This window comes from Mesorhizobium sp. M0910 (assembly GCF_040319465.1).
GTDB lineage: Bacteria > Pseudomonadota > Alphaproteobacteria > Rhizobiales > Rhizobiaceae > Mesorhizobium.
This window is the reverse complement of record NZ_JAMYNZ010000001.1, coordinates 336,256-360,557: the sequence shown is the minus strand read 5'-3', so window position 1 is coordinate 360,557 and position 24,302 is coordinate 336,256. Positions and strand designations below refer to the sequence as shown.

The window sequence follows — 24,302 nt, the reverse complement described above, 5'->3', positions numbered from 1 at the left end:
TTACCAGTAAGGCGATACCGCTGCGCCATCAAAAACCTCGGCAATCCGTCGCAAAGTTGCCGGCGTCGTTCCCTGAGGCAAGCGGTCGAGCGGGAAGAAGCCGGCTTCGGCGATCTCGCGGTCAGGCAGCTTGGGTGCTGGCTGGTCGAACTCCTCGACCAGATAAAGGCCGACATGATCGCGGCGGCTGGCGCGGCGGTTGAAATGCAGCGACTTCAGCACCGGCGGTCCGGTCAGCGCGATGTTGCCTTCCTCGAAGACTTCGCGTGTCAGCGCTTCGATCATCGTCTCGCCCAACTCGACGCCACCGCCGGGCAGGTGCCAGCCAGGAACATAGGTATGGCGGATGAGGAAGACGGAATTGGAGGGGCGGTCGTGAATCAAGCCGCGCACGCCGAGCGTCATCGGCCGCCGCAGTACGAAATACAGGTGAAACAGCCTTGCCCTGAGGCCCGGCCATCCGGTCTGGCGCAGCGCTTGCTCCGGATCCGGCGTCGTCATCGTCCGCGAAACCGTGAGTGGAAAGCGGCGCGCGCCTCGCCTATGAAGAAAAGATGTTCAGGCTCGCGCATATTTCCGATGTCCATCTGGGGCCGCTCCCCGATGTAACCTATCGCGATCTCGCCTCCAAGCGCGTGGTCGGCTACGTCAATTGGCAGCGCAACCGCCGCCGCCACATGCACGACGCCGTCATCGACACGATCGTCGCCGACATGAAGGCCAGCGGGCCGGACCATCTCGCCATCACGGGCGACCTGGTCAATCTGGCGCTCGACGGCGAACTCGAGATGGCCAAGCACTGGCTGGAGACGCTGGGCTCGCCCAACGACGTGTCGGTGGTGCCGGGAAACCATGACGCCTATGTGCCGGGCGCCTTCGACAAGACCTGCCGGTCGTGGGCGGCATGGATGACCGGCGACGGCGTCAATACGCCGGTCGACCGCAACACCTTTCCGTATCTGCGCGTACGCGGCGATGTTGCGCTGATCGGCGTCTCCACGGCGCGCGCCACGGCTCCGTTCATGGCCAACGGCTTCTTTCTGGAAGGCCAGGCGGAACGGCTGCGCGGCATGCTCGACGCCACAGGCAAGCGCGGCCTGTTCCGGGTGATCATGATCCACCACCCGCCGATGCGCGGCGCCGTTTCGCAGAACAAGCGGCTGTTCGGCATCTCGCGCTTCCACAGGGTGCTTCACCGGCACGGCGCCGAACTTGTGCTGCATGGCCATTCGCATGTGCCGTCGCTGTTCTTCATCGGCGCCCGCAAGACAAAAATCCCGGTGGTCGGCGTCGCCGCCGCCGGGCAGGCCCCCGGCAGTTCGCATGCGCCGGCGCAATACAATCTGCTCGACATCGACGGTGAAAAGGACAATTGGCGGATCAGGCTGACGCGCCGCGGCCTGACCGGGCCGGCATTGCCGCCCAGCGACCTGCAGACGCTGGAGCTTGGCGTCGAGGCCGAGGCGTCGATGGCTAGAGCAATTCCAGGAAAAGTGTGAAGCGGTTTTTCGGAATTGCGTCAGAACAAAGAGATAGAGCCGTTCAGCATTTCGGTGAAACGCTGAACCGCTTTAGAAGCTGATTTTCATCGCGACGATGCGATCCCAGAACAGTACGAGCGAAATCGCCAGGCCGACCAGGGCGCCGGCGGCGATCAGGCCGAGGCCCGAGAAGAACGCCGACCAGCCGTTGCTGCGCGCGGCGATCTGCAGCGGCGGCTCGGCCTCCGCCACCAGGGCGCGTTTGAGGCCGGCGACGGCTTGCTCGATGCCGCCTTCCATCATTCTCTGGCGTTCGACAACGCGCTCGGCGACATAGCGCGTCACCTGGTCGGCAACGACCTTCATGTCGGTCGATTCGGCGAGGACGACGCGGCCGATGCGTGTGTCCTTGAGAAAGCGGTAGGTGCGGCGGTCGCGTCCCATGGCGACATGGCTGACGGCGTCGATCCACAGCCGTGGCTGCAGGCCGGACGAGACGGCGAAGTCGAAACTGTCCATGTCGGTGGGCACGTCGCCGAAGACCGGTGCGAGTTCGGCGGCAAGCAGATCGAGCCGCATGCGATGCGCTTCGCGCATGTCGACGACGACATCGTCGCGGTCGGCGAAGGCGTTCTTGACGTCGCGAATGGCATCGGACAGTTTTCGCGACTGATCGATCTGGGTGATGTTCTCGCCTGCGTCCTTCATCGGCGTTGCCTCGCGGGTTAGGTTAACACCGAATTAACACAGCCGCCGGCAAAATGCACTTGCCAGATCGACGGGCCGGCAAGGGTTCGGTGGAAGGAGCACCTGCGCCGCGGCCGTCCCGCGCGAGGGCGGATCAGCTCGCCGCCGCAGCCAATTCTGGACGAGGCCGCCTGCTGCGGCGCCGCATGTTGCGACGGACAGCCTCGACGACCAGGCCGGGCGCTTCCTCGACCAGCATGTGGCCGGCTTCCAGCACGTGGTGCAGATGAAAATGCTTCGGCAGGCCGTCCGCCTGGCTGACGGGCAGCATCGCGTCGTTGGTTCCCCAAACCACCATGATTGGCATATTCAGCGTTTTAAGCCGCTCGCTTGGGATGACGCCTTGCCGATCAGCCCTGGTCATGGCGGCCCCGAGCTCGACAAGTGTCCGTAGCTGACCGGGACGCTGCCGCATCTCGTTGACGAGATCGACCCTATGCTGCGAAGGTCGGCTTTGTGGTCCCGACATGTCGGCAAGACAGGCGCGGATTTCATCCGTGCCGGCAGCGGCGGCGTAACGACGCAGCAGCGGACCATTGATCTCAGGACCGAAACCGCCCGGCGCCAGCAGCGTCAGCGAGGCTATTTTTTCCGGCTCGTTCAATGCCATCAGGGCGGCCACGGCGCCGCCCATCGAATGGCCGACGAGATGGGCCCGCTTAATCCCGCGAGCGGAAAAATCCGTAAGGACGGCACTGGCTGCAATCCTGGCCGGACCGCTGCCCGGAAAATCGAGCGACAGCCCATGCCCCGGCAGATCATAGGCCAACGTCCGCGCGCCGAGTGCCAGGGACGCGGCCACCTCGCGCCAGTCGTCGTGGCAGCCACCGAAACCATGCAGCAAGGCGATGGTTGTCGGGCCGGTGCCCCGTTCGGCAGCGTAAAGAGATGGGCTCATGCAAACTTTATGGATCAGATGCCCGGGGGCGGTCTTATGCGAGGATCAGTCTTTGCGGGAGATCAGACTTATGCGGAGATCAGTCTTATGCGCGATCAGACCTATGTGGGATCAGATTGGCCGGTTCAAATTGTGTCTGAATTGCGCTTTGGCCGTCCGGATGGCCAGTAAAATCTTCGCGATCACCTGACGTCGTGCACGCGCCGGGAGACGTCAGCTGGCGCCGCCAAGCCCGGCGGCGCGCAGGGCCTCCACCAGCCGGTTGGTCAGATCGGCGGGATATCTTCGCTCGACGAAGGTTGCGCGCGGATCGGCTGCGAATTTCGGGAATTTGGTGGTCAGTTCCTGCAGCAGCCTGCTCGCCAGCTTCTCGCGGCCGGCAGCTTTGGCACCGATCAGCCGCGCGGCCAGATAATGCGATTTCATTTCCGTCGTTCGCAAGCCGTCGCCGGCGAGCGTCGCCTTGTTCATGTCGCCCATCATGAACTCTCCGGCGAACAGCCCGTAATCCCACCATGTCGGATGGGCGCTGGCGATGTCCACCGCGTGAGCGATGATCGGGGTGCCCTCGCTGTACCTGCCGGCGAAAACCAGCCCGTAGCCATAGGCGGCGGCCATTGCGAGATCATACGGATTGAGCTCATAGGCCTTGCGCATCCAGCGGATCGATTCCGCGGAATCGCCCATGCGCGAGTTGAGATAACCAAGGGCGCGGTGCGCGTAGGGGCTGGTCGGGCCCATCTGGATGGCGCGATGGGCAAACGTCATCGCTTTTTCGATCGTCGCGTCGGCGGGGTAGGGATAGTGGTCGGTGACCGCTTCAAGATGCAAGGACGCGAGCTCCGAATAGACGAGCGACGACTTCGCCTTCCCGTTGGCAAGATCTTCGAGGCAGCGGTAGGCGGCTTCGTGCGTCTGGGCATTCTGGTCGAGATAATATTTGCCGTTGAGCACCAGGCACGCCGTCAGCCCGGTCTGGATGCCGCTCTGCTCGATGTAGTTGTAGATCGTGCCCGAGGCGGGAAGAGCCGAGCTCAAAATGCCGGAGATCTGGTCCTCGATGGCGGTGTTCGCGCTGTCGCCGGCGGTCAGGTTGCGTGACAGCAGCACGCGGCCTGTTGCCACGCTTTGCAGCTCGAGCATGATGTCGCCGCTGCGCGGCCCGGGCAGGACATCGAATACGAAGCTGGCGGCGTCGGTAACTGGATCGGGCGGGCTGTCGGCATCACGGCCGATGAAATTGATGGTGTCGAAGCCGCTAAGGCCGGCGCGCAGCGATGCGGCGACACGGCGAGCCACGTCGCTGTCGGCCTTGATGGCGATGTAGACCTGGGGAAGGTTTTCAACCGGAGGCGCTGCAATGCTGGCGGTCGCCACCGCGGTCTCGACCGCCGTGTCGCCGCCGGTCAGCAACACCACGCTGCCCTGACGAAGGATCAGCACACCCAGCATGAGGATGACCAGCGCGATCGCCAGCCAGAAGAACTGCAAATGGCGCTGCAGCGAAGGTGCAGCAGGGGCGACGGCTGGAACGCTCAGCAATGCAGCCGGATGTGTCCGGTTGCGGGCATCTTCCGGCGATCCGGGCGGGGCGTTTGTCGCCTCCTCTGTCGCCGGCTGCGGCTTGCTCTTTGCCTCCACCTCCGCCGGCAAGCGAATGGCATTGAGTTCGTAGGATGGAACATAGCCGCCGCGCGGAATGGCGATGCGGACCGGTTCGGCAACGCCCTCATTGGCGAAATACTGCTGCAGAAGCTCGCGCAGCCTGCCGGCCTGCACCCGCACCACCGCATCGGTCGACGGATCGAAATCGCCGTCCTTGCCGAAGACGTCCATCGCTATGGAGAAGCCCTTGAGCCGGTCGGCTTCGCCTGCCTGCTCGCGCTCGACGAGATAGCGGAGCAGCTTGCGCGCGCGCTCGGATCGTCCGAACGTTTCGCTGGCAAGCAATCGCTCCAGCGTTTCGCGCACTGCGGGGGCGGCAGGCGTGGTATGCTGCAAGTGTCGATCCCTTCGAATTCGGCACAGGTTGAGGTACAATCATATAGCGCTGGCGGCGCCTTACAAGCGTGTGCTTATGGTGCGATAGCGTACCCACCGGATAAAAGTCCGGTGGGCCGATGGCGCAAGTCTGGCAGTCTCGGCTAGCCGAGCTTTCGGCCGACGATGCGGTTGGCGGCCGAAACCACGGCTTCGAGCGAGGCGGCGACGATGTTGGTGTTGATGCCGGCGCCGAACAGCTTGCCGTCCGGATGTTCCATCTCGACATAGGAAATGGCCGAGGCATTCGAGCCGCGCTGCATGGAATGCTCGGAATAATCCAGCACCGACATGGGCACCCCGACATGGCGCGACAGCGCATCGACGAAGCCGTCGATCGGGCCGGTGCCGGTGCCTGATATGGTCACCTCCTTGCCTTTGTCGAGGATCACCGCTTCGACCACGCGCCGGCCCTTGACCTCGGTGTCGGGGTAGGTGTGGTGGTCGAGGAACTTCAGCCGCGCGCCGGGCTGGTCGACATAGGTATCGAGAAAGCGCTCGTAGATGCGCCTGGCCGGCACTTCCTTGCCTTCGGCGTCGGTGATCGCCTGGATGGCCTGGCTGAACTCGATCTGCAGGTTGCGCGGCAGGTTGAGGCCGTAATCCGCATGCAGCACATAGGCGATACCGCCCTTGCCGGACTGCGAGTTGATGCGGATGATAGCTTCATAGCTGCGGCCGACATCGGCCGGGTCGATCGGCAGGTAGGGCACCTCCCAGTGCGGCGTGTTGGCCTTGCGCAGCGCCTTCATCCCCTTGTTGATGGCGTCCTGGTGCGAGCCGGAAAAGGCGGTGTAGACGAGCTCGCCGACATAGGGATGGCGCTCTGGGATCTTCAGCTGGTTGGAGTATTCGTAGACGTCCTTCATGCGGTTGATGTCGGAGCAGTCGAGCTCGGGATCGACGCCTTGCGTGTACATGTTGAGCGCCAGCGTGACGATGTCGACATTGCCGGTGCGCTCGCCATTGCCGAACAGCGTGCCTTCGACGCGGTCGGCGCCCGCCATCAGGCCGAGTTCTGTGGTGGCGATGCCGGTGCCGCGGTCATTGTGCGGGTGCAGCGAGATCAACAGGTTCTCGCGGTTGTCGAGATTGCGGCACATCCATTCGATGCGGTCTGCATAGATGTTGGGCGTCGACATCTCGACCGTGGAGGGCAGGTTGATGATCAGCTTGTTTTCCGCCGTCGGCCTGACGATCTCGGTGACCGCGTTACAGATCTCCAGCGCCACTTCGAGCTCGGTGCCGGTAAAGCTCTCCGGCGAGTATTCGAAACGGTAGCCGCCGCCGGCCTTCGCCGCCATGTCGGTGATCATCTTGGCCGCATCGGTGGCGATCCGCTTGATGCCGGCGACGTCCTTCTCGAAGACGACACGGCGCTGCAGCTCGCTGGTCGAGTTATAGAAATGGACGATCGGGTTGGTGGCGCCCTTCAGCGCCTCGAAAGTGCGGGTGATCAGTTCCGGCCGGCACTGTACCAGGACCTGCAGCGAGACGTCGGCGGGCACGTTGCCTTGTTCGATGCACCAGCGGGCGAAATCGAAGTCGGTCTGCGAGGCCGACGGGAAGCCGATCTCGATCTCCTTGAAGCCCATGTCGAGCAGCAGGGCGAACATGCGCGCCTTGCGTTCCTGGCCCATCGGATCGATCAGCGCCTGGTTGCCGTCGCGCAGGTCGACCGAGCACCAGATCGGCGCCTCGTCGATCACTTTCGAAGGCCAGGTGCGATCGGCAAGGCCGACGGTCGGATAGGGTTGGTATTTGCGGGCAGCGTCCGGCATGCCCCTTGCGGGCTTGGTGGTTTCCTCTACGTTCAGACGGATATCTTCTCTTGCGTTCATCGTCTTTTCTCCCGGCGGCTCGCGGATCCAGCTTCAGGCGGATTGGTGGCGAGCGGCGCCTTTACCAGAATTTCGTTCGCTTGATGTGACGTGCCAATTTGTAGACTGGCCAAGGAGCGTGCGCGTGAGCGGCGAATTCGACCGCCGGGCGCTCCTTCAGCGAACCCGGCGATCGCCGATAAGGCCAAGAAGCAGCAGGGTGGAGGCAAGCGCGCGAACGGTCTGGCCGGCAATGCCGGTCGGACGGGACGCAAAAGAGGTGGCGCGCGGGCTCATGGCGGTTTTCATACAGGAGCGGGCAAAGCGAGGCAAGTGGGAGCCTCGCTGTCGGCTTGGGGCTGTTCGATGCCAGGGAAATCAATCAAAAGGATGACCGATGCCGGCGCTGCCCTTCACGCAGGGCGGCGCAAACCTGTCGCGATTGTCCGGGGTAGCCACATTTTGTTCTTGCTTTGTGCCGGCAGCTATGCTACTAATCTGGGTATGGTGCTAATTGGCTCCAACGACCCGCCTCCCGAGGCGGGTTTTTATTTTCGGCGTCATGCTTCGAGGACTACCCTATCGTCCCATCCGGCCGCTCCTTCCAGAGCACCGGAATCCGGTCCAGGAGGAAAGACATGGACACGCCCGATCCCATCCGCCGCTTTGTCGAAGCCACCAATGCCGGCGACACCGAAGCCTTCCTGGACAGTTTCACGCCGGATGCCTTTCTGAGCGACTGGGGCCGGTCGTTCCGGGGCCGCGAGCAGATTGCGCGCTGGAACCAGTCGGACAATATCGGCGTGCAGTCCAGGTTCAGCATCCTCGGCATCGCAGCAGCGGACGGCACCTGCCGCGTTCGCATCGCCGTCGAAGGCAACGGTTTCAACGGCGAGGGCGATATGGTCTTCACGCTGGACGGCGAGCGTATATCGAGCCTGGTGATCAGCTGACGCAGCCCAGCTGGTCTTTACTCCCGCAGGCTTCTCGCCACCAGCCGCGCCACGCTTGGGCCGACCAGAAGCACGATCAGGAAGCGTGCCGATTGCAGCGCCATGACGAAGGATATGTCGACATGCTGCGCGGCGGCGGCGATGATGGCGACGCTGTCCATGCCGCCCGGGCTGGTTGCCAGATAGGCGGTCAGCGGATCGATGCCGAGCAGGCGGCTGATCAGGAAGGCGAGGCCGCCGCAAAAGCCGATCAGGGCAATGATCGAGCCGACGATCTGCGGCAGCGCGCGGGCCGCGTGGCGCAAAATGGCCCTGGTGAAATTCAGGCCGATGCTCCAGCCGATCGTCGTATAGCTCAAGGCAAGCAGCCAGGGCGGCAACTGCATGGTCACGCCGAGCCCAAGATGGATCACGGTGCCGAAAATGAAGGTGCCGAGGAAGAACGGCGACGGCAGCCGGAAAATCTTGCCGGCGAGGCCGCCAACCAGCGCCACGCCGAAAGTCGCGGCTAAGCCTTGCGGGTCGACCGGTGGGAACCAGACGATGGCCGGCACCTCGATGCCCGAGGTGTCGACCCAGAGCTTGGCCACCAGGGCTGCCGTCATCGAGACGCAGATTACGCGCAGATAAAGCATGAAGGCGACGAGGCGCTGGTCGGTGCCGAACGCACCGGCCATCAGCACCATGGCGGTGGCGGCGCCCGGCGACGAGCCCCAGACCGCGGTGGTGCCGGGCAGGATGCGCCAGCGGCTGATCAGCCAGCCGAGCAGGCTGGATGCCGCGACCGTCGCCATCACGACCCCAAGGAACAGCGGCCATTCCTTGTAGAAGACGGGAAAGATATCGGCCGAGATGGAACTGGCGACCAGGCAGCCGACGACCGCCTGGGCTGAGCCGAACAGAACCCGCGGCACGCGCACCGTGGCGCCGTTGGTGCCGGCGACGATGGCCGCCAGCATCGGTCCGATCAAGAGCGCGGCCGGCAGGGCGGCGAGTTCCAGCGCGCCGGCAAACAGCACCGAGACCACCACCAGGACGGGCCACTGCCAGGCCTTGTGGATCCGCGCCAGGTGCTCGATGGCCGGCGGGTTCGGGGAAGAATCCATAGATGGGCTCTTAGACCGGCCGCGAAAAAATGCGAACCCTTTTTGCGGGGTTGGCCTTGGGTGACGACTGCACTAGGAGATGGCCGGCAGGCCAGAGGGGGGCGCTGTCCCGCCGGCCTCTCCCTCTATTCCGCCTTCACTGGCAAGCCGAACCCGCCAACAGGATGCGTCTCCACCTGGAACTCGAACCCGGCGATGATCGGCCGTGCCTTGGCGATTGCCGCCTGGATTTCGGGCAGCTGCAGCGAAGCCTTGTGGCTTTCGGCATCGGTCCACACCTCGGTCACCCAGATCGCGTCGGCATCGGCCGGATCGGTGGCGATGATGTAGTTCAGGCAGCCGGGCATGGCGCCGGTGCTGGCGAGCAGGATATCCATCATTGCGTCACGCTGGCCGCGCATCGCCCGCATCTTGCCGATCAGTCCGTACATTCGCTTTGCTCCGTTGAGATGACGCAACCAGGAGTATGCAGTTCGCCGTCTACGGCATCAACTGCCCGCCATTGACCTCGATCACCTGGCCGATGATGTAGCCGCTCAACAGATCGGAGGAGAGGAACAGATAGGCGCCGACGCAGTCCTCGGCCGTGCCGGCGCGGCCCTGCGGGATGGTGGCGATCATGCCTTTCATCTGGTCGTCGGTCGAGTAGCGCTCGTGGAAAGGGGTGGCGATGGTGCCGGGCGCCACCGCGTTGACGCGGATGTTGAAGCCGATCAGCTCCTTGGCCATGCCGCGCGTGACGTTGGAGACGAAGGCTTTGGCCGAGCCGTAAAGGCCGGCGCCGCCACCGGCGCCGTCGCGCGCGGCGATCGAGGAGGTGTTGACGATGAAGCCGCCCTGCCGCTTCAGCCATGGGATCGCCTTGCGCGAAGCTGTCAGCACGGAACGCGCGTTGAGATCCATCACCGCGTCGTAATGCGCTTCGGTCTGCTCGGCATAGGGCACGCGGCCGAGCATGCCGCCGGCATTGTTGACGAGGCCGTCGAGCCGGCCGAAATGTTGCGCACTGTCCTCGACGACGCGCTCGACATCGGCGGGGATCGAGAAATCGCCCTGGGCGAGGAACACGTCGCCGCCGCCGTTGCGAATGGTCGCGGCCAGGTTTTCGGCAGCCGCGCGGCTCGAATTGTAATGCAGCGCGACGCGGCATTTCTGCGCGGCGTAGGCGAGTGCGAGCGCCGCGCCGATGCCGGTCGAGGCGCCGGTCACCAGGACCGCCTTTCCGGCAAGGTCGGGGATGACCAGAGAGGGGCTGACAAGGGTGGTGGTGGCTGGCACGTCTATTCCTCCGGGGACTCTGCCTGCTCTTCGTAGGCCCTCGCAGTCCTCGCGTTCAAGTCCGTAAAAGTTTAGAGCGGTTCACCGTTTCACGGAAACGGCGAACCGCTCCCTCTTTGTCTTGACGCAATTCCGGACGGAAAACCGTTTCACACTTTTCCTGGAATTGCCCTATGGCCTGAGATAGGCGTAGCCCTGGCGTTGCAATTCGGCGAGCTTGACGACGCCGCCCCTGTCGGCTGCATGGAAGCCGTCGAGCAGGTCGGCCAGGCCGATATCCATGCCGTGCATGGTGTTGGCGCAAGCGTGCGGGCTGAGCCCATCCTGGACAAGGCCGGCGAACCGCCCGGAAATGGCGGCCGATATGCCCTTCGACTTGAAGGCGGCAAGTGCTGGGCCGTGCACGACAAGCGCGATGTCGACTTTGCCGTCGGTGCCTTCGAAGTGGTTCTTGATGTTGCCGAGCACGAAATTGACCTTGTCGAGGTCGCTGAGGTGATAGGCGACCTTTTGCCTTTCCTCTTCGGCCGCCGCCGGCTTGACTTCACTAGCTGCGGCCTTGATGGGGCGCAGCCCGAAAAGCCCGGCGGCCCCGGCAAGACCGACGCGGAAAATATCGCGGCGTCGCATGGCTTCATCTCCCATTTGGCCGGCCGGCGCAAATTGCGTGGCCTCGGCCTCGATCCTAACATAAGTTCACGCCATGTCTTGTCGGGGCAGGGGGAGCCAGCATGATATCAAGGACCGTGATGGGCGCCGGAGTTGGGGTTGCCTTGCTCGCCGCCGTCGCCGGCTCTGCTTTCGCCGATGACACGCTCAAACTCACCGAGCTCAGCCCCGACGGCAAGGACGCCTGCTTCGGCCGCGTCTATGACGCCGCGCATCTCAAGTCGCATCCGCAGCAGAAGGTGACGCGCATCTTCTTCTATTACGGCCGCGATCCGGTCAGCCGGCCAAACGAGGAGCCAAGCACCGGCATCGATTCCTCCTACAATGGCTTCATGGCGACGACGGTGCGCGGCGCCGAGGCGCCTGAATGGCTCGGCGGCTGGTGCAGTCATGAGTCGGAGGACGGCAAGACCGGCCCGATCCGTTGCGGCATGGACTGCGACCGCACCATGGCTTCGCTGAAGGTCGACGACAAAGGCCGGCTGATCGTCTCGGACGTGCAGCCCGACCTCTATCTCGACGCGGGATCGGAAGACGAGCTCGGCAAGGCGGAGTATGAAAGGCAGGCGCTGGGCAAGGACGACAACGGCTTCAGGCTCGACCCGATGCCGGCCGCCACCTGCAAGGCGGAGTTCGCGCGCATCGACCCGATCGACCCGGCCCTTGGCCCGCCATTGCGCGAGCGGCTGAAGCCGGACCAGCCCTTCTGCTACGGACGCGACTACGACGCCGAGCATCTCGGCTCGCATCCCGATCAGCTGACCCAGTCGATCAGGGTTTTCCGCGGACCGGTCGAGCTGGCGTCTTTCGCCAAGGAGGGCGATCCGGCCAATTGGCCAAGCGGCGCCGATATCGCCGTTTCGGTTACCACGCGGCAGAAATCGGCCAAGGTCACGCAGGTCTATAACTGTCAGGGCGAGGGCGACCAGTGGCGCTGCGCGGCGAGCGCGAAGACGGGTGCTGCCTCCTGCGATATCGGGCAACAGGAGGTCTTCCTTCGCCGCGGCGCCAACGGCACGATGATGCTGGCCAACCCGAACAGCGGTCTGCCGATCATCGATCTGTGTTCGGCGGAGGGCGACACAATGTCCGACGACAAGGTCTACCGGCTGGAGCCGATGCCGCAGGCTGCCTGCGGGCTGTAGCAGTTCAGAGACGCGATGCCGGCGGGACAGCACCCCCCTCTGTCCTGCCGGACATCTCCCCCTCAAGGGGGGAGATCGGCAGCTTCACCGACAGCGTTCTTCTTTGAAAATTGGCGAAAGCCGAAGCGACATCCAATCTCCACCCTTGAGGGGGAGATGTCCGGCAGGACAGAGGGGGGTGCTGTCCCGCCAACCTCAAGGTTTTGGATGGCGGCGTCCCGCTATCGCCTCACGCGAACGGCACGGCGGTCGTGCCTTTGGGCAGTTTCGCTTCGTCGTCGGGTTCGACATGGATGATGACCCGCACGGAAGGGATCTCTGCCTGCAGCGCGTCCTCGATGCGGTCGCAGATGACGTGGCTGGCGCCGACCGACATGTCGGCGTCGACGACCAGGTGGAACTCGATGAAGGTGGCGCGGCCGGCGATGCGCGTCTTCAGGTCGTGGACCTCGAGCGCGCCCTTGCAATTGGCCGAGATGATGTCGCGTATGCGGATATGTTCCTGGGTGTCGACCGCGCGGTCCATCAGCCCGTTCATCGACGAGCCGATGACGTGCCAGCCCTGCCACAGAATGTTCAGCGCCACGATCACCGCAAGAGCCGGATCGAGAACCTGCCAGCCGGTCAGTACGGCGCCGACCAGGCCGATGAACACACCGACCGAGGTCGCCACGTCGGTCATGATGTGCCTGCCGTCGGCAACGAGAGCCGGCGATTTTTCGCGTCGGCCGGTGCGGATCAGCGTCAAGGCCCAGACGGCGTTGATGACCGTTGCGACGCCATTGACGGCAAGGCCGGTCCATGGCTTTTCCAGCAGGGCGGGATGCTGCCAGGACCACCAGACCTCATTGAGGATCAGCAAGGCGGCAAGCACGATCAGCACGCCTTCGAGGACGGCCGAGAAATACTCGGCCTTGTGGTGGCCGAACGGATGGTCCTGGTCGGCTGGCTTGTAGCTGACCTGGATCGCCCAATAGGCGGCGGCAGAGGCAATGACGTTGACGATCGATTCCAGCGCGTCCGAATAAAGCGCGACCGAACCGGTGACGTACCAGGCCACCAGCTTCAGGCCGAGCACGACGCAGGCGACGACGATCGACCAGAAGGCGAGGCTGGCGACCTTCTGCCTGGCGGCGGCTTTGATTTCCGCCGCGGTCACTGGGGAAAAGATCCCAACACTGAGCCCTCGAACTAAGCGGCCTTTTCCTTGGCCTTGCGCGGCAGGTGCGCGACGATGTTCTCGATGATGCGCATGCCGGCATTGTGGCCGAGCGTCATGATCGATTCCGGGTGGAACTGCACTGCGGCGATCGGCTCCTTGCGGTGCTCGAAGGCCATGATGATGCCGTCCTCGGTCTCGGCGGTGACGACAAAACCATCGGGCAGCCGTACCGGATCGGCAAAGATCGAATGATAGCGGCCGACCGTCACCTCCTTGGGCAGGCCGGAGAAGATGATGCCCGGCTTCGACACGCGGATGCGCGACGGCTTGCCATGCATCGGGATGTGCAGTTGGCGCAGCTCGCCGCCATAGGCCTCGGCCAGCGCCTGCAGCCCGAGGCAGACGCCGAAGATCGGCAGGTCGCGCGCACGGGCCCGCTTGATGGTGGCGGCGCAGTCGAAGTCCTTCGGCGTGCCGGGGCCGGGCGAGAGCACGACCAGGTTTGGCTTCAGCCGGTCGAAGATCTCGTCCGGCACCGGTGTGCGCACCGTCGAGACATTGGCGCCGGTCTGGCGGAAATAGTTGGCGAGCGTATGGACGAAACTGTCCTCGTGGTCGACCAGCAGGATGTTGACGCCGTCGCCGACACGCGCGGTGCTGCGTTCGGTGCTGGCGGCATTGCCTGATTTGGCGTCGCGGATGGCGGAGAGCATGGCGGATGCCTTCAGTTCGGTTTCGGCTTCTTCTTCCTCGGGAATGCTGTCGAAGAGCAGCGTGGCGCCGGCGCGCACTTCGGCGATGCCATCCTTGATGCGGATGGTGCGAAGCGTCAGGCCGGTGTTCATGTCGCCGTTGAAATTGACCATGCCGATCGCTCCGCCATACCAGGCGCGCGGGCTCTTCTCGTTCTGCTCGATGAAGCGCATTGCCCATAATTTCGGCGCGCCGGTAACGGTGACGGCCCAGGCATGCGACAGAAAGGCGTCGAAGGCGTCCATGCCTTCGCGCAGCCGCCCCTCGATGTGGTCGACGGTGTGGATCAGGCGGGAGTACATCTCGATCTGGCGGCGGCCGATGACGCGCACCGAGCCCGGCTCGCAGACCCTCGACTTGTCGTTGCGGTCGACGTCCGAGCACATGGTGAGTTCGGATTCGTCCTTCTTCGAATTGAGCAGCTTCAGGATCTGCTCGCTGTCGGAGATGGCGTCGTCGCCGCGCTTGATGGTACCGGAGATCGGGCAGGTCTCGACGCGGCGGCCGTTGACGCGCACGAACATTTCCGGCGAGGCGCCGATCAGATATTCGCCCTCGCCGAGATTGATGAAGAAGGAATAGGGCGAAGGGTTGATGCTCTTCAGCTTGCGGGAAATCTCGGAGGGCTGGGTTTCGCAGCGTTCGTAGAACATCTGCCCCGGCACCACTTCGAACAGGTCGCCACGCTCAAAGCTCTTCATCGCCTTGCGCACCAGCTTGGCATATTCGCCGGGCTCGTGGTCGCCGCGCGGCGGGATGCGGTCGGCGGTCCTGAACGGCTCGACGATTTCGTCGCGCGGCAGGCCTTCGGTCGAGAAGCCATCGCCGGAATAGTCGTAGCGGTCGGTCCAGGCCTTGGTCGAATAGTGGTCGACGACGAGGATCTCGTCGGGCAGGAACAGCACGAGATCGCGCTGGCTTGGCTTGCGCTCGAGCTTATAGTCGACCGGATCGAACTGGAAGGCGAGGTCGTAGCCGAAGGCGCCATAGAGGCCGAGATTGGCATCTTCCTCGGTCTTGAACAAGGCGGTGATGGCACGCAGCACGGTGAAGACGGAGGGAACGCGGCTGCGTTCCTCCTCGGTGAAGACACGGCCGGGCTTGGCAACTTCGAGGCGGACGAGTTTGTTCGACGTCTCGGTGATCGTGACATCGTCAAGGCCGGCAAGCACCGTGCCGATCACCGGCAAAAGCACCTCGCCGCGGCGGTTCAGCGCCTCGATGCGCATGGCGCGGCCGCGTGCCGAGATCACCACCGGCGGATCGATGATGGCGGTGTCCCAGCGCGTATAGCGGCCGGGATATTCGTAATTCGAGGAAAACACGGCGCCGCGGCGCGAATTCAGCCCGTCGACATAGCCATCGATCGCTCCCTCATACGGCCGATCATGGCGCTGGCGGGTAATCGCCACGCCGCCCGCGGTGACGAAGCGCTCGGCGCCATTCTCCAGAATTTTCGTCGTCATTGCCGTCTCCATCAGCGTCTTTGGGGCATCGGACCCGGGAATGGCTTGAAAAAACAAATGGCCGCCCGGACATTCCGCTGCGGCCACCCTCTATTGTCACGCGAACGCGTTCGAACAGGCCGCTGTCAGCGAGCCCACCACCAAATGGTCTTGATCGAACGCATGTTCATGGCGATTCCCATAGCGGCGATTGGCCGGCCGCGCAACTGGATTCAAATGAAGGCTTCAATCCTCCAGCGTCCCCGACCTTGCATCGGCGCTCTTCCTGTCGCCGACCAGCTTCAAGAGGTCTTCGCCGGCGCGGATGACGCGCCGGGAACGCCGCGTCAGGATGAGGCCCGCCTGCGGCGCCAACACTTCCGTGCGGCCGTCGGGCTCGCCGGGCGCGTGGACGATGGTGGCAAGGCGCGCACCCTTGGTGACGCGGTCGCCCGGCTTCACGTCGTAGAGGATCGCGCCCGAGCGGGGCGCCGGCATCATCTCGGTGTTTTCGAGCGGCGCGACAATACCGGTAAAAAAACTTGGCCCAACGAAGCTGCCAGGCGCGGGCAGCGCCTGATCCTGGATGACGCCGCGCGCCACCAGCAGCCGATAGAGCCCTTCGGCATCGGCGCCGGCCAGGGCGCCGTCAACATCGAGTATGCCGCGATATTCGACCGTGGTGGCGACGCGCCGGTCCAGGCGCGCCACGTCGGCTGGAGCGTTCTGATACGGCATGATCGAGGCGCCTTCGAAGGTGCCGTCGGGATCTTCGTGCCACAGCATCACCGCATCGACGCCCATGGCCGCTGCACAATCCGCCATGGCCGGCCACAGGCTGGTGTGGACATAAAGATAGGCGAGGCCCTCATCGTCGCAATGCAGGTCGAGCACAATGTCGTGGCCGATGGAGAGCTGCAGCAGCCGCGTTTTCAGCCGCTGGTCGACCGTGCCGTGCGTCGGCAGCAGGGCGACGTCGGGCGCGGCGAGCCGCGGAAAGCCGCGATTGAAATTGGTGCGCGTGCCCAGATGAAAGCGGCCCTGATGGTCGCCGTAAAGATATTGCGCGCGGCCGATCGGATTGGCCCAGGGCACGATGGTCATATTGCCGGTGATGCGGCCTTCGGCTTCCGCCTTGCTGAGCATCGGTATCAGCGTGTCGATGGCGACGACGCCCGGCAATTCGCCAGCATGAAGCGCCGCCTGCAGATAGGCGGAAGGCGCCGTCTTGTCCGACCCGGCGAAGCGGAAGACGGGGAATTCGTAGGAAACGCCTTCGCTGTCGCCGGCGATGCGTTCGATGGACTTCTGCATGCTGCCTCCGTCAAGAGTTCGGAAGACATGCCCGTCGCCGGCGCGCTTGTCGATTGGGCCAGCCAGCGGCGCTATGGGCGCAATGAGCCTCCCTGCGGGATGCGCGAGGGGTCGCGCGATACGCCCGGTTCACACCAGCGGCTTCAATTCCTGGGCGATGGTCGGCAGAAGCTCCGAGACGTTCGGGTGGATGTGGACGGCGCGCGCCAGCGTGCTGACCGGCGCCTTGGCATACATCAGGTCGAGCACGCAGTGCACCGCCTCGTCGCCGCCCGGGCCGAGCACCGAACAGCCGAGGATCTCCCTGGTGTCGGCATCGACCAGGATCTTCATGAAGCCTTGCGTCTCACCTTTTTCGACTGCACGGCTGACGCGGGTCATTGGCCGCTGGCCGACCAAGGCGCGGCGGCCGGATTTCCTTACCGCTATCTCGGTCATGCCGCAGCGGCCGAGTGGTGGGTCGATATAGAGCGCATAGGCCTCGATGCGGTCGCTGACCTTGCGCGGATCGTTGTCGAGCAGGTTGGCGGCGACGATCTCATAATCGTTGTAGGAGGTGTGGGTGAAGGCGCCCTTGCCGTTGCAGTCGCCCATCGCCCAGATGCCGGGCACGCTGGTGCGCAACTGGTCGTCGACGACGATGAAGCCGCGTTTGTCGACCTCGACGCCGGCTTTGTCGAGGCCGAGATCGTCGGTGTTTGGCGTACGGCCGAGCGCCAGCAGAACATGCGAGCCGACCGCAGCCGCCTTGCCTGGCGAGAAGGTCACGGCGATTTCGTTGCCTCGCCTGGCGAAGCGGATGTCGTCGGCGCCGAGATGGACGGCAATGGCTTCGTTTTCGAGGATCGACAAAATGGCGTCCGAGACGTCCTCGTCCTCGCGGCCGATCAGCCGCGGGCTCTTTTCGATCACCGTGACCTCTGAACCGAAACGGCGGAACATCTGCGCGAATTCGAGCGAGACATAGCTGCCGCCGACGACGATGAGATGGCGCGGCAGCTCGTCGAGATCCATCATCGACGAGTTGGTCAGGTAAGAAATGCCGTCGATGCCGGGCAGGTCGGGCACCGAGGCGCGCCCGCCGGTGTTGAGGAATATCTTTTCGGCGCTCAGCAGATCGTCGCCGACGCGCACCGTGTTGGCGCTTACGAAGCGCGCATGGCCGCGATAGAGCGTGCATTTGTCCATGCCGGCAATCCAGTCTTCGAGATTGCCGCGGGCGTCGTTGGAGACCTTGTCCTTGCGCGCCTTGATCGCCTTGTAGTTTACACTGACGGGACCGGAGAGCGTCACGCCATAATCCGCGGCGGAGCGGGCGAGATGCGCGGCATAGGCGCTTGCCACCATCGTTTTGGTCGGCGTACAGCCGGTGTTGACGCAAGTGCCGCCGACCAGCTTTCGCTCGATCAGCGCCACGCTCATGCCGGCCGCATTCAGCCGGCCGGCGAGCGGCGGGCCCGCCTGCCCGGCACCGACGATGATGGCATCGAATGTCTTTGCAGTCATGCCGCCGCCGCCACGATCAGAAGCCCGCCGGCGATCGCCACCGCGTCCTCGATGAAGGCGGCGGGCGGGTCCTTACCGAAGGCGGTGGCCAGGCGCTTGCGCGCCTCGGCGCCGCCCAGCGTGCCGATCACCGCACCAACGGCGCCGGCGATCAGGCCGCCTATGGTGGCGCCGCCGGTGGCGCCGATCACCGCGCCGGTGAACGCGCCCAGGACGATGCGCGTGCCGAATTGCTGCGGCACCTTGCGGCTCGGCGTCGATGGCAGCTGGTCGGTGACCAGTTCGGCGATGGCCAGGATGGTGAAGACGCCGACGGCGATCCAGTGGCCCATGAAGCTCGCCCAGGTGCCGGCGACCGGCAACCAGCCAAGCCAGGCGCCCCAGGCGACCCCGGCGGGCGCGGTCATGGCGCGAAGCCCGGCAACGACGCCAATCAGGAGTGCAAGAATGTACAGCATGATCGATCCCCTCGATGGCCGGCTTGGGACAGGTCCGAGAGAGCAAGCTACCATAGGTCGGGTATTTGACCAGAGGTGGTGTCGCCGCCGGCGCTTCCGTATTTTCACCACTTGTGCTTTGGCAGAGTTGAAACTGGAGTTGCGGCCATGACGGCGAGCGAACACACGAAAATGGCGGCGGGCGAGTGGTATCGCTGCCTCGATCCGGAATTGGAGGCGCTGCGCATCACAGCGCGTGACGCGGTGTTCGAGCATAACAGCCTGCCGCCCCGGCAGCGCGGCGACATCGGGCCTGGATTGCGGGCGCTGCTCGGCGCTGCGGGCGAGGGCGCCCGGATCGAAGCGCAGTTCCACTGTGCCTATGGCTTCAACATCTTTCTCGGCGACCGCGTCTTCCTCAATGCCGGCTGCACCATCCTCGACACGGCGCCAGTGCGCATCGGCAAGGGAACGCTGCTCGGCCCCAATGTGCAGATCTATTGCGCCGAGCACCACAAGGAGGCTGCGGGGCGGCAGGCAGGGCTGGAGATCGCCAGGCCCGTCGAGATCGGCGACAATGCCTGGAGCGGCGGCAGTGCCATCATCCTCGGCGGGGTCAGGATAGGCGACGGCGCCATCGTCGGCGCCGGTGCCGTGGTGACGCGCGACGTCGCGGCGAACACCACGGTGGTTGGTAATCCGGCACGGATAATCAGGAACGGCTGAGCACCTGTGCTTCCGTCGCCGGTCATGTCGTCGTTCTGGTGGACATGGGGGCGGCTGTGTCACTTGGCCGGAGGTGGATGCAACCGTGTGTCGAGCGCAAACGCCTCCTGGGTCTTCATGGCGTATGCCCCTCTGGCGAGGCTCGCGTCGAAGATCAGGTTCCAGCTATGCTGCGATACGGCGCTCGGAATCACAACGAAGCGGTGCCGTTGCAGAAGATCGTCGCCAAACGCCTGTTGTCCGGAGCTCGGAATGCCCGGGCGCAACCAGTTGGGGTTGGGCACGGCCGCAGGGTCGACGATATGCACATCCGCGACATCGCTGACGATCGCTGCCGTCATGACATGCGCTATCGTGTCGAGCGCCCTGAAGCCCTTATGGACCGCAACTTCGAGGATCGCAGTCGACGGATCGATCGAGCAGTAGACGGCGCGCACGCCCTTGCTGTTCCAGCGTCCGCCCACCCTGTATGCGCCCTCGCCACTATCCCATGCAGGCGCAAACGCGGCTTGATCCAGGCGCCATCCGATGAGGTCGGAGCCACCAAGCGCCGCCGGCAGCGGCGTCATGCATAAACGCCATATTCAAGCCGTTCCAGATAGTCTTCTACAAGCTCGATCCCCGGCGGTGTCGCCAGAAGGTCGATTGGACGACGCTGGTCGAGCCCAATCGCCGGGCGCTCCAGCCATTGCTCTGCCTCCACCTGCGAACCGAACACGTCGGTCGCTTTCGACAGGATCTCCGCGAACTTCCAGGTTCGTCCGCTCTGGTCCTGACTGAGAGGCTTGGAAGGAGCATCCTTGCGGCGCTGGTAGGTGCGTAGGCTCATGCCGACGGCCTTCTCCAGCGAATCAGTCTTCTGGATGAAGACGAGTTGCCCGATAAGATGGTCCAGCGCTGAAGCCGGCAGGCCGTGCAGAAGCAACTCGTGGGCATCCAAAGCGCTGCTGAGGCGCCTTGCCAGAATGCGGCTGCCGCCTAGCAATTTCGCCACCTTCTGAAGTTCATTGTTTTTTGCTGCTGGCGCAGCCTTTTCCAATACCATCGCCACGGCGAGCCCTCTTCGCGTCATCTGTCGCTTTAATATATGACAGATGACGCAGAGCCTTTCAAGTACGACAGGATCGAGAGCAGGGCAAATGCTCCGAGAAAAAGATAGCCTGCTCGGGCCGGATGGCAGTCCAACGTCGGCACTGAAGCGATTGCCCTGGAATCGAGCGCGAGCCGAATTTCACCTCGGCATGTGCGCCACGCGCTCCTCCTGAGCACTCTTCGAGAATTCGCGCCGGTACTGCGCCGGCGAGGTTCTGAGCCGCGCCGCGAAATGCTGGCGCAGCGAGGTGGCGCTGCCGAAACCGGCCTCGAAGGCAACCGTGTCCATCGATTTCTCCGTTGCCTCCAGCAGCCGCTGCGCCAGCTGGACGCGCTGGTCGGTCAGCCAGTCACCAAAACTGGTGCCGATCGTTTTCTGGAAACGGCGCGTGAACGTCCGGCGGGTGAGGCCGGCGTGACCGGCAACGCTGTCCAGACTGTGCGGCTCACCCAGGGTTTTGCGCACCGCTTCGAGAGCCTGGGTGAAGCGGTCCGCATTGCCGGTCCTGGCGATGGGACGTTCGATGAATTGAGCCTGCCCGCCCTGCCTATGCGGAGAAAGCACGATCTGCCGGGCCAGGCGAAGTGCCGCCTCCGCGCCGTAACGAGCCCGTACGACGTGCAGGCAGCAGTCGAGCCCGGCGGCGACGCCGGCGGATGTCACGACGTCGCCATTGTCGATGTAGAGCACTTCCGGTTCGACGAGAATGTCGGGATAGAGTTCCTGCAGCTGATCCGCGTAGGCCCAGTGCGTCGCCGCTCGCCGCCCCGAAAGCAGTCCGGTCGCCGCAACAGCGAACGTTCCCAAGCACAGCCCGACGATCAGCGCGCCGCGCTCGTGCGCGCCAAGCAACGCGTCGATCAATGCGGCTGGAGGCGAGCTCCCGAGATCCTTCCAGCTTGGCACGATGACGATGTCGGCGTCATCGAGCGCGGAAAGCCCGTGCGGGACGCTGATGGTCAGCCCGGCATCGGTGCGGATCGGCCCGTCCTCAATCGCGCAGACCCGGAAGTCGAAGCGCGGCAGGCCGAGCTCCGTGCGATCCGCGCCGAACACGAGACACGGCACGGAGAGATGAAACGGGCTGATGCCATCGAAGGCGATGGCGGCAACGGCAGGATCGGTCATGGGAGCTCCAGCAACGGGTGAGGCCGATTGTCCCAATTCTTTCGAATAATGTCAATCGGGACACTTTTTGCAATCCGGTGCCGAGTTTATCGTCCACCCATCACTGTCCAACGGGAAAGGAACCCCCATGTCGCACCCAGCCACAGGTAAAGCTCCACGCCGCGCCCTCATCGTCATCGACGTTCAAAACGACTATGACGGCGGCAACCTCGCCATCCAGCATCCGCCCTTCCGCGAGAGCGTCGTCAATGTAGCGCGAGCGATGGATGCGGCCACCGAGGCAGGCGTCAAGGTGGTGGTCGTCAAGCAGTTGGCACCGGAAACCTCACCGGTTTTCGCCAAGGGCAGCCACGGCGCCGAGTTGCACCCGGAAATCGCCAGGCGAAACCGCGACCACTATGTCGAAAAACACCTGCCAAGCGCCTTCACCGGCACCGACCTCGAGGAGTGGCTGCGCGCCAACTCTATCGATACGATCACTGTCATCGACTACATGACGCATAATTGCGACCTCTCGACGGTCATCCACGCCGTGCATATGGGCTTCGAGGTGGAGTTCCTATCGGACGCAACGGGGTCATTGCCCTACGCCAACAGCGCCGGCTACGCGTCGGGGGAGGAAATCCATCGCGTCATGACGATCGTCCTGCAATCGCGCTTCGCGGCCGTTCTCAAAACCGCCGAATGGATCGAGTGCCTGAAGACCGGCGTGGTACCCCAGCACGACACACCCTATGCCTCCAACCAGCGCGCGCTGGCGCGGAGCGCAGCGTAGGAGACCATTGCGGACAGGCAGAAGGGCGCCGCAGCGTTGCGGCGCCCTTTGCCGTACGAGCACTGATTATCCCTAAAACAGGCCTTCGATCTGGCCGATTTCGTTCAGGAAGATCTTTTCCGACGATGGCGCTTTGGGCAGACCGGGCATGGTCATGACCTCGCCGCAGATGATGACGACGAAGCCGGCGCCGGCAGACAGCCTGACCTCGCGCACCGGTACGGTGTGGCCGGTCGGCGCGCCGCGCAGATTCGGATCGGTCGAGAAGGAATATTGCGTCTTGGCCATGCAGACCGGCAGGTGGCCATAGCCGGCGTGCTCCCAGGCATGGAGCTGATCGCGCACCGACTTGTCGGCGATCGCTTCGGAACCGCGATAGATGCGCTGGACGATGGTGTTGATCTTCTCGAACAGCGGCATGGCGTCGGGATAAAGCGGGGCAAATTGCGACGCGCCGGATTCGGCCAATGCCACGACCCTTTTGGCCAGTTCCTCGATGCCGGCCGATCCCTGGGCCCAGTGCTTGCACAGGATCGCCTCTTCGCCCATCGAGGCGACGTAGTCCTTCATCGCCTGGATCTCGGCCTCTGTGTCGGAGTAGAAATGGTTGATGGCGACCACAGCCGGCACACCGAACTGGCGGATGTTCTCGATGTGGCGGCCGAGATTCGCACATCCCTTCTTGACCGCCTCGACGTTCTCCTTGCCGAGGTCCTCCTTCTTGACGCCGCCATTCATCTTCATGGCGCGAACCGTGGCGACGATGACCGCCGCTGCCGGCCTCAGGCCGGCCTTGCGGCATTTGATGTCGAAGAACTTTTCGGCACCGAGATCGGCACCAAAACCGGCTTCGGTGACGACGTAATCGGCTAGCTTCAGCGCCGTCGTGGTGGCAACCACGGAGTTGCAGCCATGCGCGATGTTGGCGAAGGGGCCGCCATGGACGAAAGCCGGGTTGTTCTCCAGCGTCTGCACGAGATTGGGCTGCATGGCGTCCTTCAGGAGTACGGCCATCGCGCCGTCGGCCTTGAGGTCGCGGGCATAGACGGCCGACTTGTCGCGACGATAGGCGACGATGATGTCGCCGAGGCGCTTTTCCAGGTCCTTCAAGTCGGTCGACAGGCACAGGATGGCCATAACTTCCGAGGCGACTGTGATGTCGAAACCGGCCTCGCGCGGGAAACCGTTGGCGACGCCGCCGAGCGAACAGATGATCTCGCGCAGCGACCGGTCGTTCATGTCCATGACGCGGCGCCAGACGACACGGCGGGTGTCGATGCCGAGCTCGTTGCCCCAATAGATGTGGTTGTCGATCAGCGCCGACAGCAAGTTATGGGCAGTGGTGATGGCATGGAAATCGCCGGTGAAGTGGAGGTTCATGTCCTCCATCGGCACGACCTGCGCGTAGCCGCCGCCGGCGGCACCGCCCTTGACGCCGAAATTCGGTCCGAGCGAAGCCTCGCGGATGCATACGATGGCCTTCTTGCCGAGGCGGTTGAGGCCATCGCCCAAGCCCACTGTCGTCGTCGTCTTGCCTTCGCCGGCCGGTGTCGGGTTGATGGCGGTGACCAGGATCAGCTTGCCGTCCTTGTTGCCCTTCACCGACTTGATGAACTCGGCCGAGATCTTCGCCTTGTCGTGGCCGTAGGGCAGAAGATGTTCACTCGGAATGCCGATCTTCTGGCCGATCTCCTGGATCTGCTTCTTCCTGGCGCCGCGCGCGATCTCGATGTCGGACTTCACTTCGGCCATGACGGCTTCCCTCTGGATTGGACGGATTTGACTAGTGTGGTCGCAAGAACAGCCCGGCATTGCAGGCGCGAGCA

23 protein-coding genes are annotated in these 24,302 nt (G+C 64.0%); 5 read left to right on the top strand and 18 right to left on the bottom strand.

Annotated features, from left to right (window positions below; all coding sequences use genetic code 11):
• Positions 1 to 501, bottom strand: a complete 501-nt coding sequence (locus NKH78_RS01845) for an NUDIX domain-containing protein (RefSeq protein ID WP_352508992.1) — start codon at positions 499 to 501, stop codon at positions 1 to 3.
• 53 nt (positions 502 to 554) lie between these two features.
• Between NKH78_RS01845 and NKH78_RS01840 the strand changes: the two genes are divergently transcribed.
• Positions 555 to 1,499 (top strand): metallophosphoesterase family protein, encoded by a 945-nt coding sequence (locus NKH78_RS01840; RefSeq protein WP_254819270.1) that lies wholly within the window; start codon positions 555 to 557, stop codon positions 1,497 to 1,499.
• A 72-nt stretch (positions 1,500 to 1,571) separates the two neighbouring features.
• Here NKH78_RS01840 and NKH78_RS01835 read toward each other — a convergent pair whose 3' ends face one another.
• The 4 genes from NKH78_RS01835 to leuA form a co-directional block, all read right to left on the bottom strand.
• Entirely contained in the window at positions 1,572 to 2,189 is a 618-nt protein-coding gene (locus tag NKH78_RS01835; protein WP_254819130.1) for a hypothetical protein, read from the bottom strand.
• 133 nt (positions 2,190 to 2,322) lie between these two features.
• A complete protein-coding gene (locus NKH78_RS01830) occupies positions 2,323 to 3,126 on the bottom strand; it encodes an alpha/beta fold hydrolase (protein WP_352737705.1) in 804 nt (267 codons plus the stop codon).
• Between the two features lie 213 nt (positions 3,127 to 3,339).
• Positions 3,340 to 5,127 carry a tetratricopeptide repeat protein gene (locus tag NKH78_RS01825; RefSeq protein ID WP_352651068.1) on the bottom strand — a complete coding sequence of 596 codons (1,788 nt, stop codon included), beginning with the start codon at positions 5,125 to 5,127 and terminating at the stop codon, positions 3,340 to 3,342.
• 143 nt (positions 5,128 to 5,270) lie between these two features.
• Positions 5,271 to 7,007, bottom strand: coding sequence for a 2-isopropylmalate synthase (gene leuA, locus NKH78_RS01820; RefSeq protein ID WP_352737706.1), 1,737 nt, complete (start codon positions 7,005 to 7,007; stop codon positions 5,271 to 5,273).
• Positions 7,008 to 7,624: 617 nt separating this feature from the next.
• Between leuA and NKH78_RS01815 the strand changes: the two genes are divergently transcribed.
• Positions 7,625 to 7,939, top strand: coding sequence for a nuclear transport factor 2 family protein (locus tag NKH78_RS01815; protein WP_254819134.1), 315 nt, complete (start codon positions 7,625 to 7,627; stop codon positions 7,937 to 7,939).
• Positions 7,940 to 7,956: 17 nt separating this feature from the next.
• Here the strand turns inward: NKH78_RS01815 and NKH78_RS01810 are convergent, their stop codons facing one another.
• The 4 genes from NKH78_RS01810 to NKH78_RS01795 form a co-directional block, all read right to left on the bottom strand.
• Positions 7,957 to 9,045 carry an AbrB family transcriptional regulator gene (locus tag NKH78_RS01810; protein WP_352737707.1) on the bottom strand — a complete coding sequence of 363 codons (1,089 nt, stop codon included), beginning with the start codon at positions 9,043 to 9,045 and terminating at the stop codon, positions 7,957 to 7,959.
• Between the two features lie 125 nt (positions 9,046 to 9,170).
• Positions 9,171 to 9,476 (bottom strand): putative quinol monooxygenase, encoded by a 306-nt coding sequence (locus tag NKH78_RS01805; RefSeq protein ID WP_352478046.1) that lies wholly within the window; start codon positions 9,474 to 9,476, stop codon positions 9,171 to 9,173.
• A gap of 49 nt (positions 9,477 to 9,525) precedes the next feature.
• Positions 9,526 to 10,323, bottom strand: a complete 798-nt coding sequence (locus NKH78_RS01800) for an SDR family NAD(P)-dependent oxidoreductase (RefSeq protein WP_352881706.1) — start codon at positions 10,321 to 10,323, stop codon at positions 9,526 to 9,528.
• A gap of 171 nt (positions 10,324 to 10,494) precedes the next feature.
• Entirely contained in the window at positions 10,495 to 10,953 is a 459-nt protein-coding gene (locus NKH78_RS01795; protein ID WP_352456435.1) for a DsrE family protein, read from the bottom strand.
• Between the two features lie 101 nt (positions 10,954 to 11,054).
• Here NKH78_RS01795 and NKH78_RS01790 point away from each other — a divergent pair, with 101 nt between their 5' ends.
• A complete protein-coding gene (locus NKH78_RS01790) occupies positions 11,055 to 12,137 on the top strand; it encodes a hypothetical protein (protein ID WP_352508985.1) in 1,083 nt (360 codons plus the stop codon).
• A gap of 229 nt (positions 12,138 to 12,366) precedes the next feature.
• Here the strand turns inward: NKH78_RS01790 and NKH78_RS01785 are convergent, their stop codons facing one another.
• The 5 genes from NKH78_RS01785 to NKH78_RS01765 all read right to left on the bottom strand — a co-directional run bounded on the left by NKH78_RS01785 (position 12,367) and on the right by NKH78_RS01765 (position 18,775).
• Complete coding sequence (locus NKH78_RS01785; RefSeq protein ID WP_502896230.1) at positions 12,367 to 13,296, bottom strand: cation diffusion facilitator family transporter; 930 nt, start codon at positions 13,294 to 13,296, stop codon at positions 12,367 to 12,369.
• 32 nt (positions 13,297 to 13,328) lie between these two features.
• Entirely contained in the window at positions 13,329 to 15,518 is a 2,190-nt protein-coding gene (locus tag NKH78_RS01780) for an anthranilate synthase (protein WP_352737708.1), read from the bottom strand.
• 225 nt (positions 15,519 to 15,743) lie between these two features.
• Positions 15,744 to 16,811 carry a M14 family metallopeptidase gene (locus NKH78_RS01775; RefSeq protein WP_352737709.1) on the bottom strand — a complete coding sequence of 356 codons (1,068 nt, stop codon included), beginning with the start codon at positions 16,809 to 16,811 and terminating at the stop codon, positions 15,744 to 15,746.
• Between the two features lie 129 nt (positions 16,812 to 16,940).
• On the bottom strand, positions 16,941 to 18,317 hold the full coding sequence (locus NKH78_RS01770) for an FAD-containing oxidoreductase (RefSeq protein WP_352737710.1): 1,377 nt from the start codon (positions 18,315 to 18,317) through the stop codon (positions 16,941 to 16,943).
• A complete protein-coding gene (locus NKH78_RS01765) occupies positions 18,314 to 18,775 on the bottom strand; it encodes a DUF4126 domain-containing protein (protein WP_352737711.1) in 462 nt (153 codons plus the stop codon). Before NKH78_RS01765 ends, NKH78_RS01770 begins: the two co-directional genes overlap by 4 nt.
• 147 nt (positions 18,776 to 18,922) lie before the next feature.
• Between NKH78_RS01765 and NKH78_RS01760 the strand changes: the two genes are divergently transcribed.
• The gene (locus NKH78_RS01760) at positions 18,923 to 19,480 is read left to right on the top strand and encodes a sugar O-acetyltransferase (protein ID WP_352777007.1); all 558 of its coding nucleotides are present in this window, start codon (positions 18,923 to 18,925) and stop codon (positions 19,478 to 19,480) included.
• Positions 19,481 to 19,539: 59 nt separating this feature from the next.
• Here NKH78_RS01760 and NKH78_RS01755 read toward each other — a convergent pair whose 3' ends face one another.
• The 3 genes from NKH78_RS01755 to NKH78_RS01745 all read right to left on the bottom strand — a co-directional run bounded on the left by NKH78_RS01755 (position 19,540) and on the right by NKH78_RS01745 (position 21,701).
• Positions 19,540 to 20,049: an RES family NAD+ phosphorylase gene (locus NKH78_RS01755; RefSeq protein WP_352737713.1), complete on the bottom strand. Its 510-nt coding sequence runs from the start codon at positions 20,047 to 20,049 to the stop codon at positions 19,540 to 19,542.
• On the bottom strand, positions 20,046 to 20,525 hold the full coding sequence (gene parS / locus NKH78_RS01750) for a type II RES/Xre toxin-antitoxin system antitoxin (protein WP_352737759.1): 480 nt from the start codon (positions 20,523 to 20,525) through the stop codon (positions 20,046 to 20,048). The genes NKH78_RS01755 and parS overlap by 4 nt, the downstream gene beginning before the upstream one ends.
• A 186-nt stretch (positions 20,526 to 20,711) precedes the next feature.
• Entirely contained in the window at positions 20,712 to 21,701 is a 990-nt protein-coding gene (locus NKH78_RS01745; protein ID WP_254819147.1) for a helix-turn-helix domain-containing protein, read from the bottom strand.
• A gap of 127 nt (positions 21,702 to 21,828) precedes the next feature.
• Between NKH78_RS01745 and NKH78_RS01740 the strand changes: the two genes are divergently transcribed.
• Positions 21,829 to 22,476, top strand: coding sequence for a cysteine hydrolase family protein (locus NKH78_RS01740; protein WP_352881699.1), 648 nt, complete (start codon positions 21,829 to 21,831; stop codon positions 22,474 to 22,476).
• A gap of 72 nt (positions 22,477 to 22,548) precedes the next feature.
• On the opposite strand, the gene NKH78_RS01735 is transcribed toward NKH78_RS01740, so the two are convergent.
• A complete protein-coding gene (locus NKH78_RS01735) occupies positions 22,549 to 24,228 on the bottom strand; it encodes a formate--tetrahydrofolate ligase (RefSeq protein ID WP_352737715.1) in 1,680 nt (559 codons plus the stop codon).
• Positions 24,229 to 24,302: the final 74 nt, after the last annotated feature.

Bases quoted from the DNA above. Each gene is read 5' to 3' on its own strand.
- NKH78_RS01845 (WP_352508992.1), bottom strand. From the start codon at position 501: ATGACGACGCCGGATCCGGAGCAAGCGCTGCGCCAGACCGGATGGCCG.
- NKH78_RS01840 (WP_254819270.1), top strand. From the start codon at position 555: ATGTTCAGGCTCGCGCATATTTCCGATGTCCATCTGGGGCCGCTCCCC.
- NKH78_RS01835 (WP_254819130.1), bottom strand. From the start codon at position 2,189: ATGAAGGACGCAGGCGAGAACATCACCCAGATCGATCAGTCGCGAAAA.
- NKH78_RS01830 (WP_352737705.1), bottom strand. From the start codon at position 3,126: ATGAGCCCATCTCTTTACGCTGCCGAACGGGGCACCGGCCCGACAACC.
- leuA (WP_352737706.1), bottom strand. From the start codon at position 7,007: ATGAACGCAAGAGAAGATATCCGTCTGAACGTAGAGGAAACCACCAAG.
- NKH78_RS01815 (WP_254819134.1), top strand. From the start codon at position 7,625: ATGGACACGCCCGATCCCATCCGCCGCTTTGTCGAAGCCACCAATGCC.
- NKH78_RS01810 (WP_352737707.1), bottom strand. From the start codon at position 9,045: ATGGATTCTTCCCCGAACCCGCCGGCCATCGAGCACCTGGCGCGGATC.
- NKH78_RS01805 (WP_352478046.1), bottom strand. From the start codon at position 9,476: ATGTACGGACTGATCGGCAAGATGCGGGCGATGCGCGGCCAGCGTGAC.
- NKH78_RS01795 (WP_352456435.1), bottom strand. From the start codon at position 10,953: ATGCGACGCCGCGATATTTTCCGCGTCGGTCTTGCCGGGGCCGCCGGG.
- NKH78_RS01790 (WP_352508985.1), top strand. From the start codon at position 11,055: ATGATATCAAGGACCGTGATGGGCGCCGGAGTTGGGGTTGCCTTGCTC.
- NKH78_RS01780 (WP_352737708.1), bottom strand. From the start codon at position 15,518: ATGACGACGAAAATTCTGGAGAATGGCGCCGAGCGCTTCGTCACCGCG.
- NKH78_RS01775 (WP_352737709.1), bottom strand. From the start codon at position 16,811: ATGCAGAAGTCCATCGAACGCATCGCCGGCGACAGCGAAGGCGTTTCC.
- NKH78_RS01770 (WP_352737710.1), bottom strand. From the start codon at position 18,317: ATGACTGCAAAGACATTCGATGCCATCATCGTCGGTGCCGGGCAGGCG.
- NKH78_RS01765 (WP_352737711.1), bottom strand. From the start codon at position 18,775: ATGCTGTACATTCTTGCACTCCTGATTGGCGTCGTTGCCGGGCTTCGC.
- NKH78_RS01760 (WP_352777007.1), top strand. From the start codon at position 18,923: ATGACGGCGAGCGAACACACGAAAATGGCGGCGGGCGAGTGGTATCGC.
- NKH78_RS01755 (WP_352737713.1), bottom strand. From the start codon at position 20,049: ATGACGCCGCTGCCGGCGGCGCTTGGTGGCTCCGACCTCATCGGATGG.
- parS (WP_352737759.1), bottom strand. From the start codon at position 20,525: ATGGTATTGGAAAAGGCTGCGCCAGCAGCAAAAAACAATGAACTTCAG.
- NKH78_RS01745 (WP_254819147.1), bottom strand. From the start codon at position 21,701: ATGACCGATCCTGCCGTTGCCGCCATCGCCTTCGATGGCATCAGCCCG.
- NKH78_RS01740 (WP_352881699.1), top strand. From the start codon at position 21,829: ATGTCGCACCCAGCCACAGGTAAAGCTCCACGCCGCGCCCTCATCGTC.
- NKH78_RS01735 (WP_352737715.1), bottom strand. From the start codon at position 24,228: ATGGCCGAAGTGAAGTCCGACATCGAGATCGCGCGCGGCGCCAGGAAG.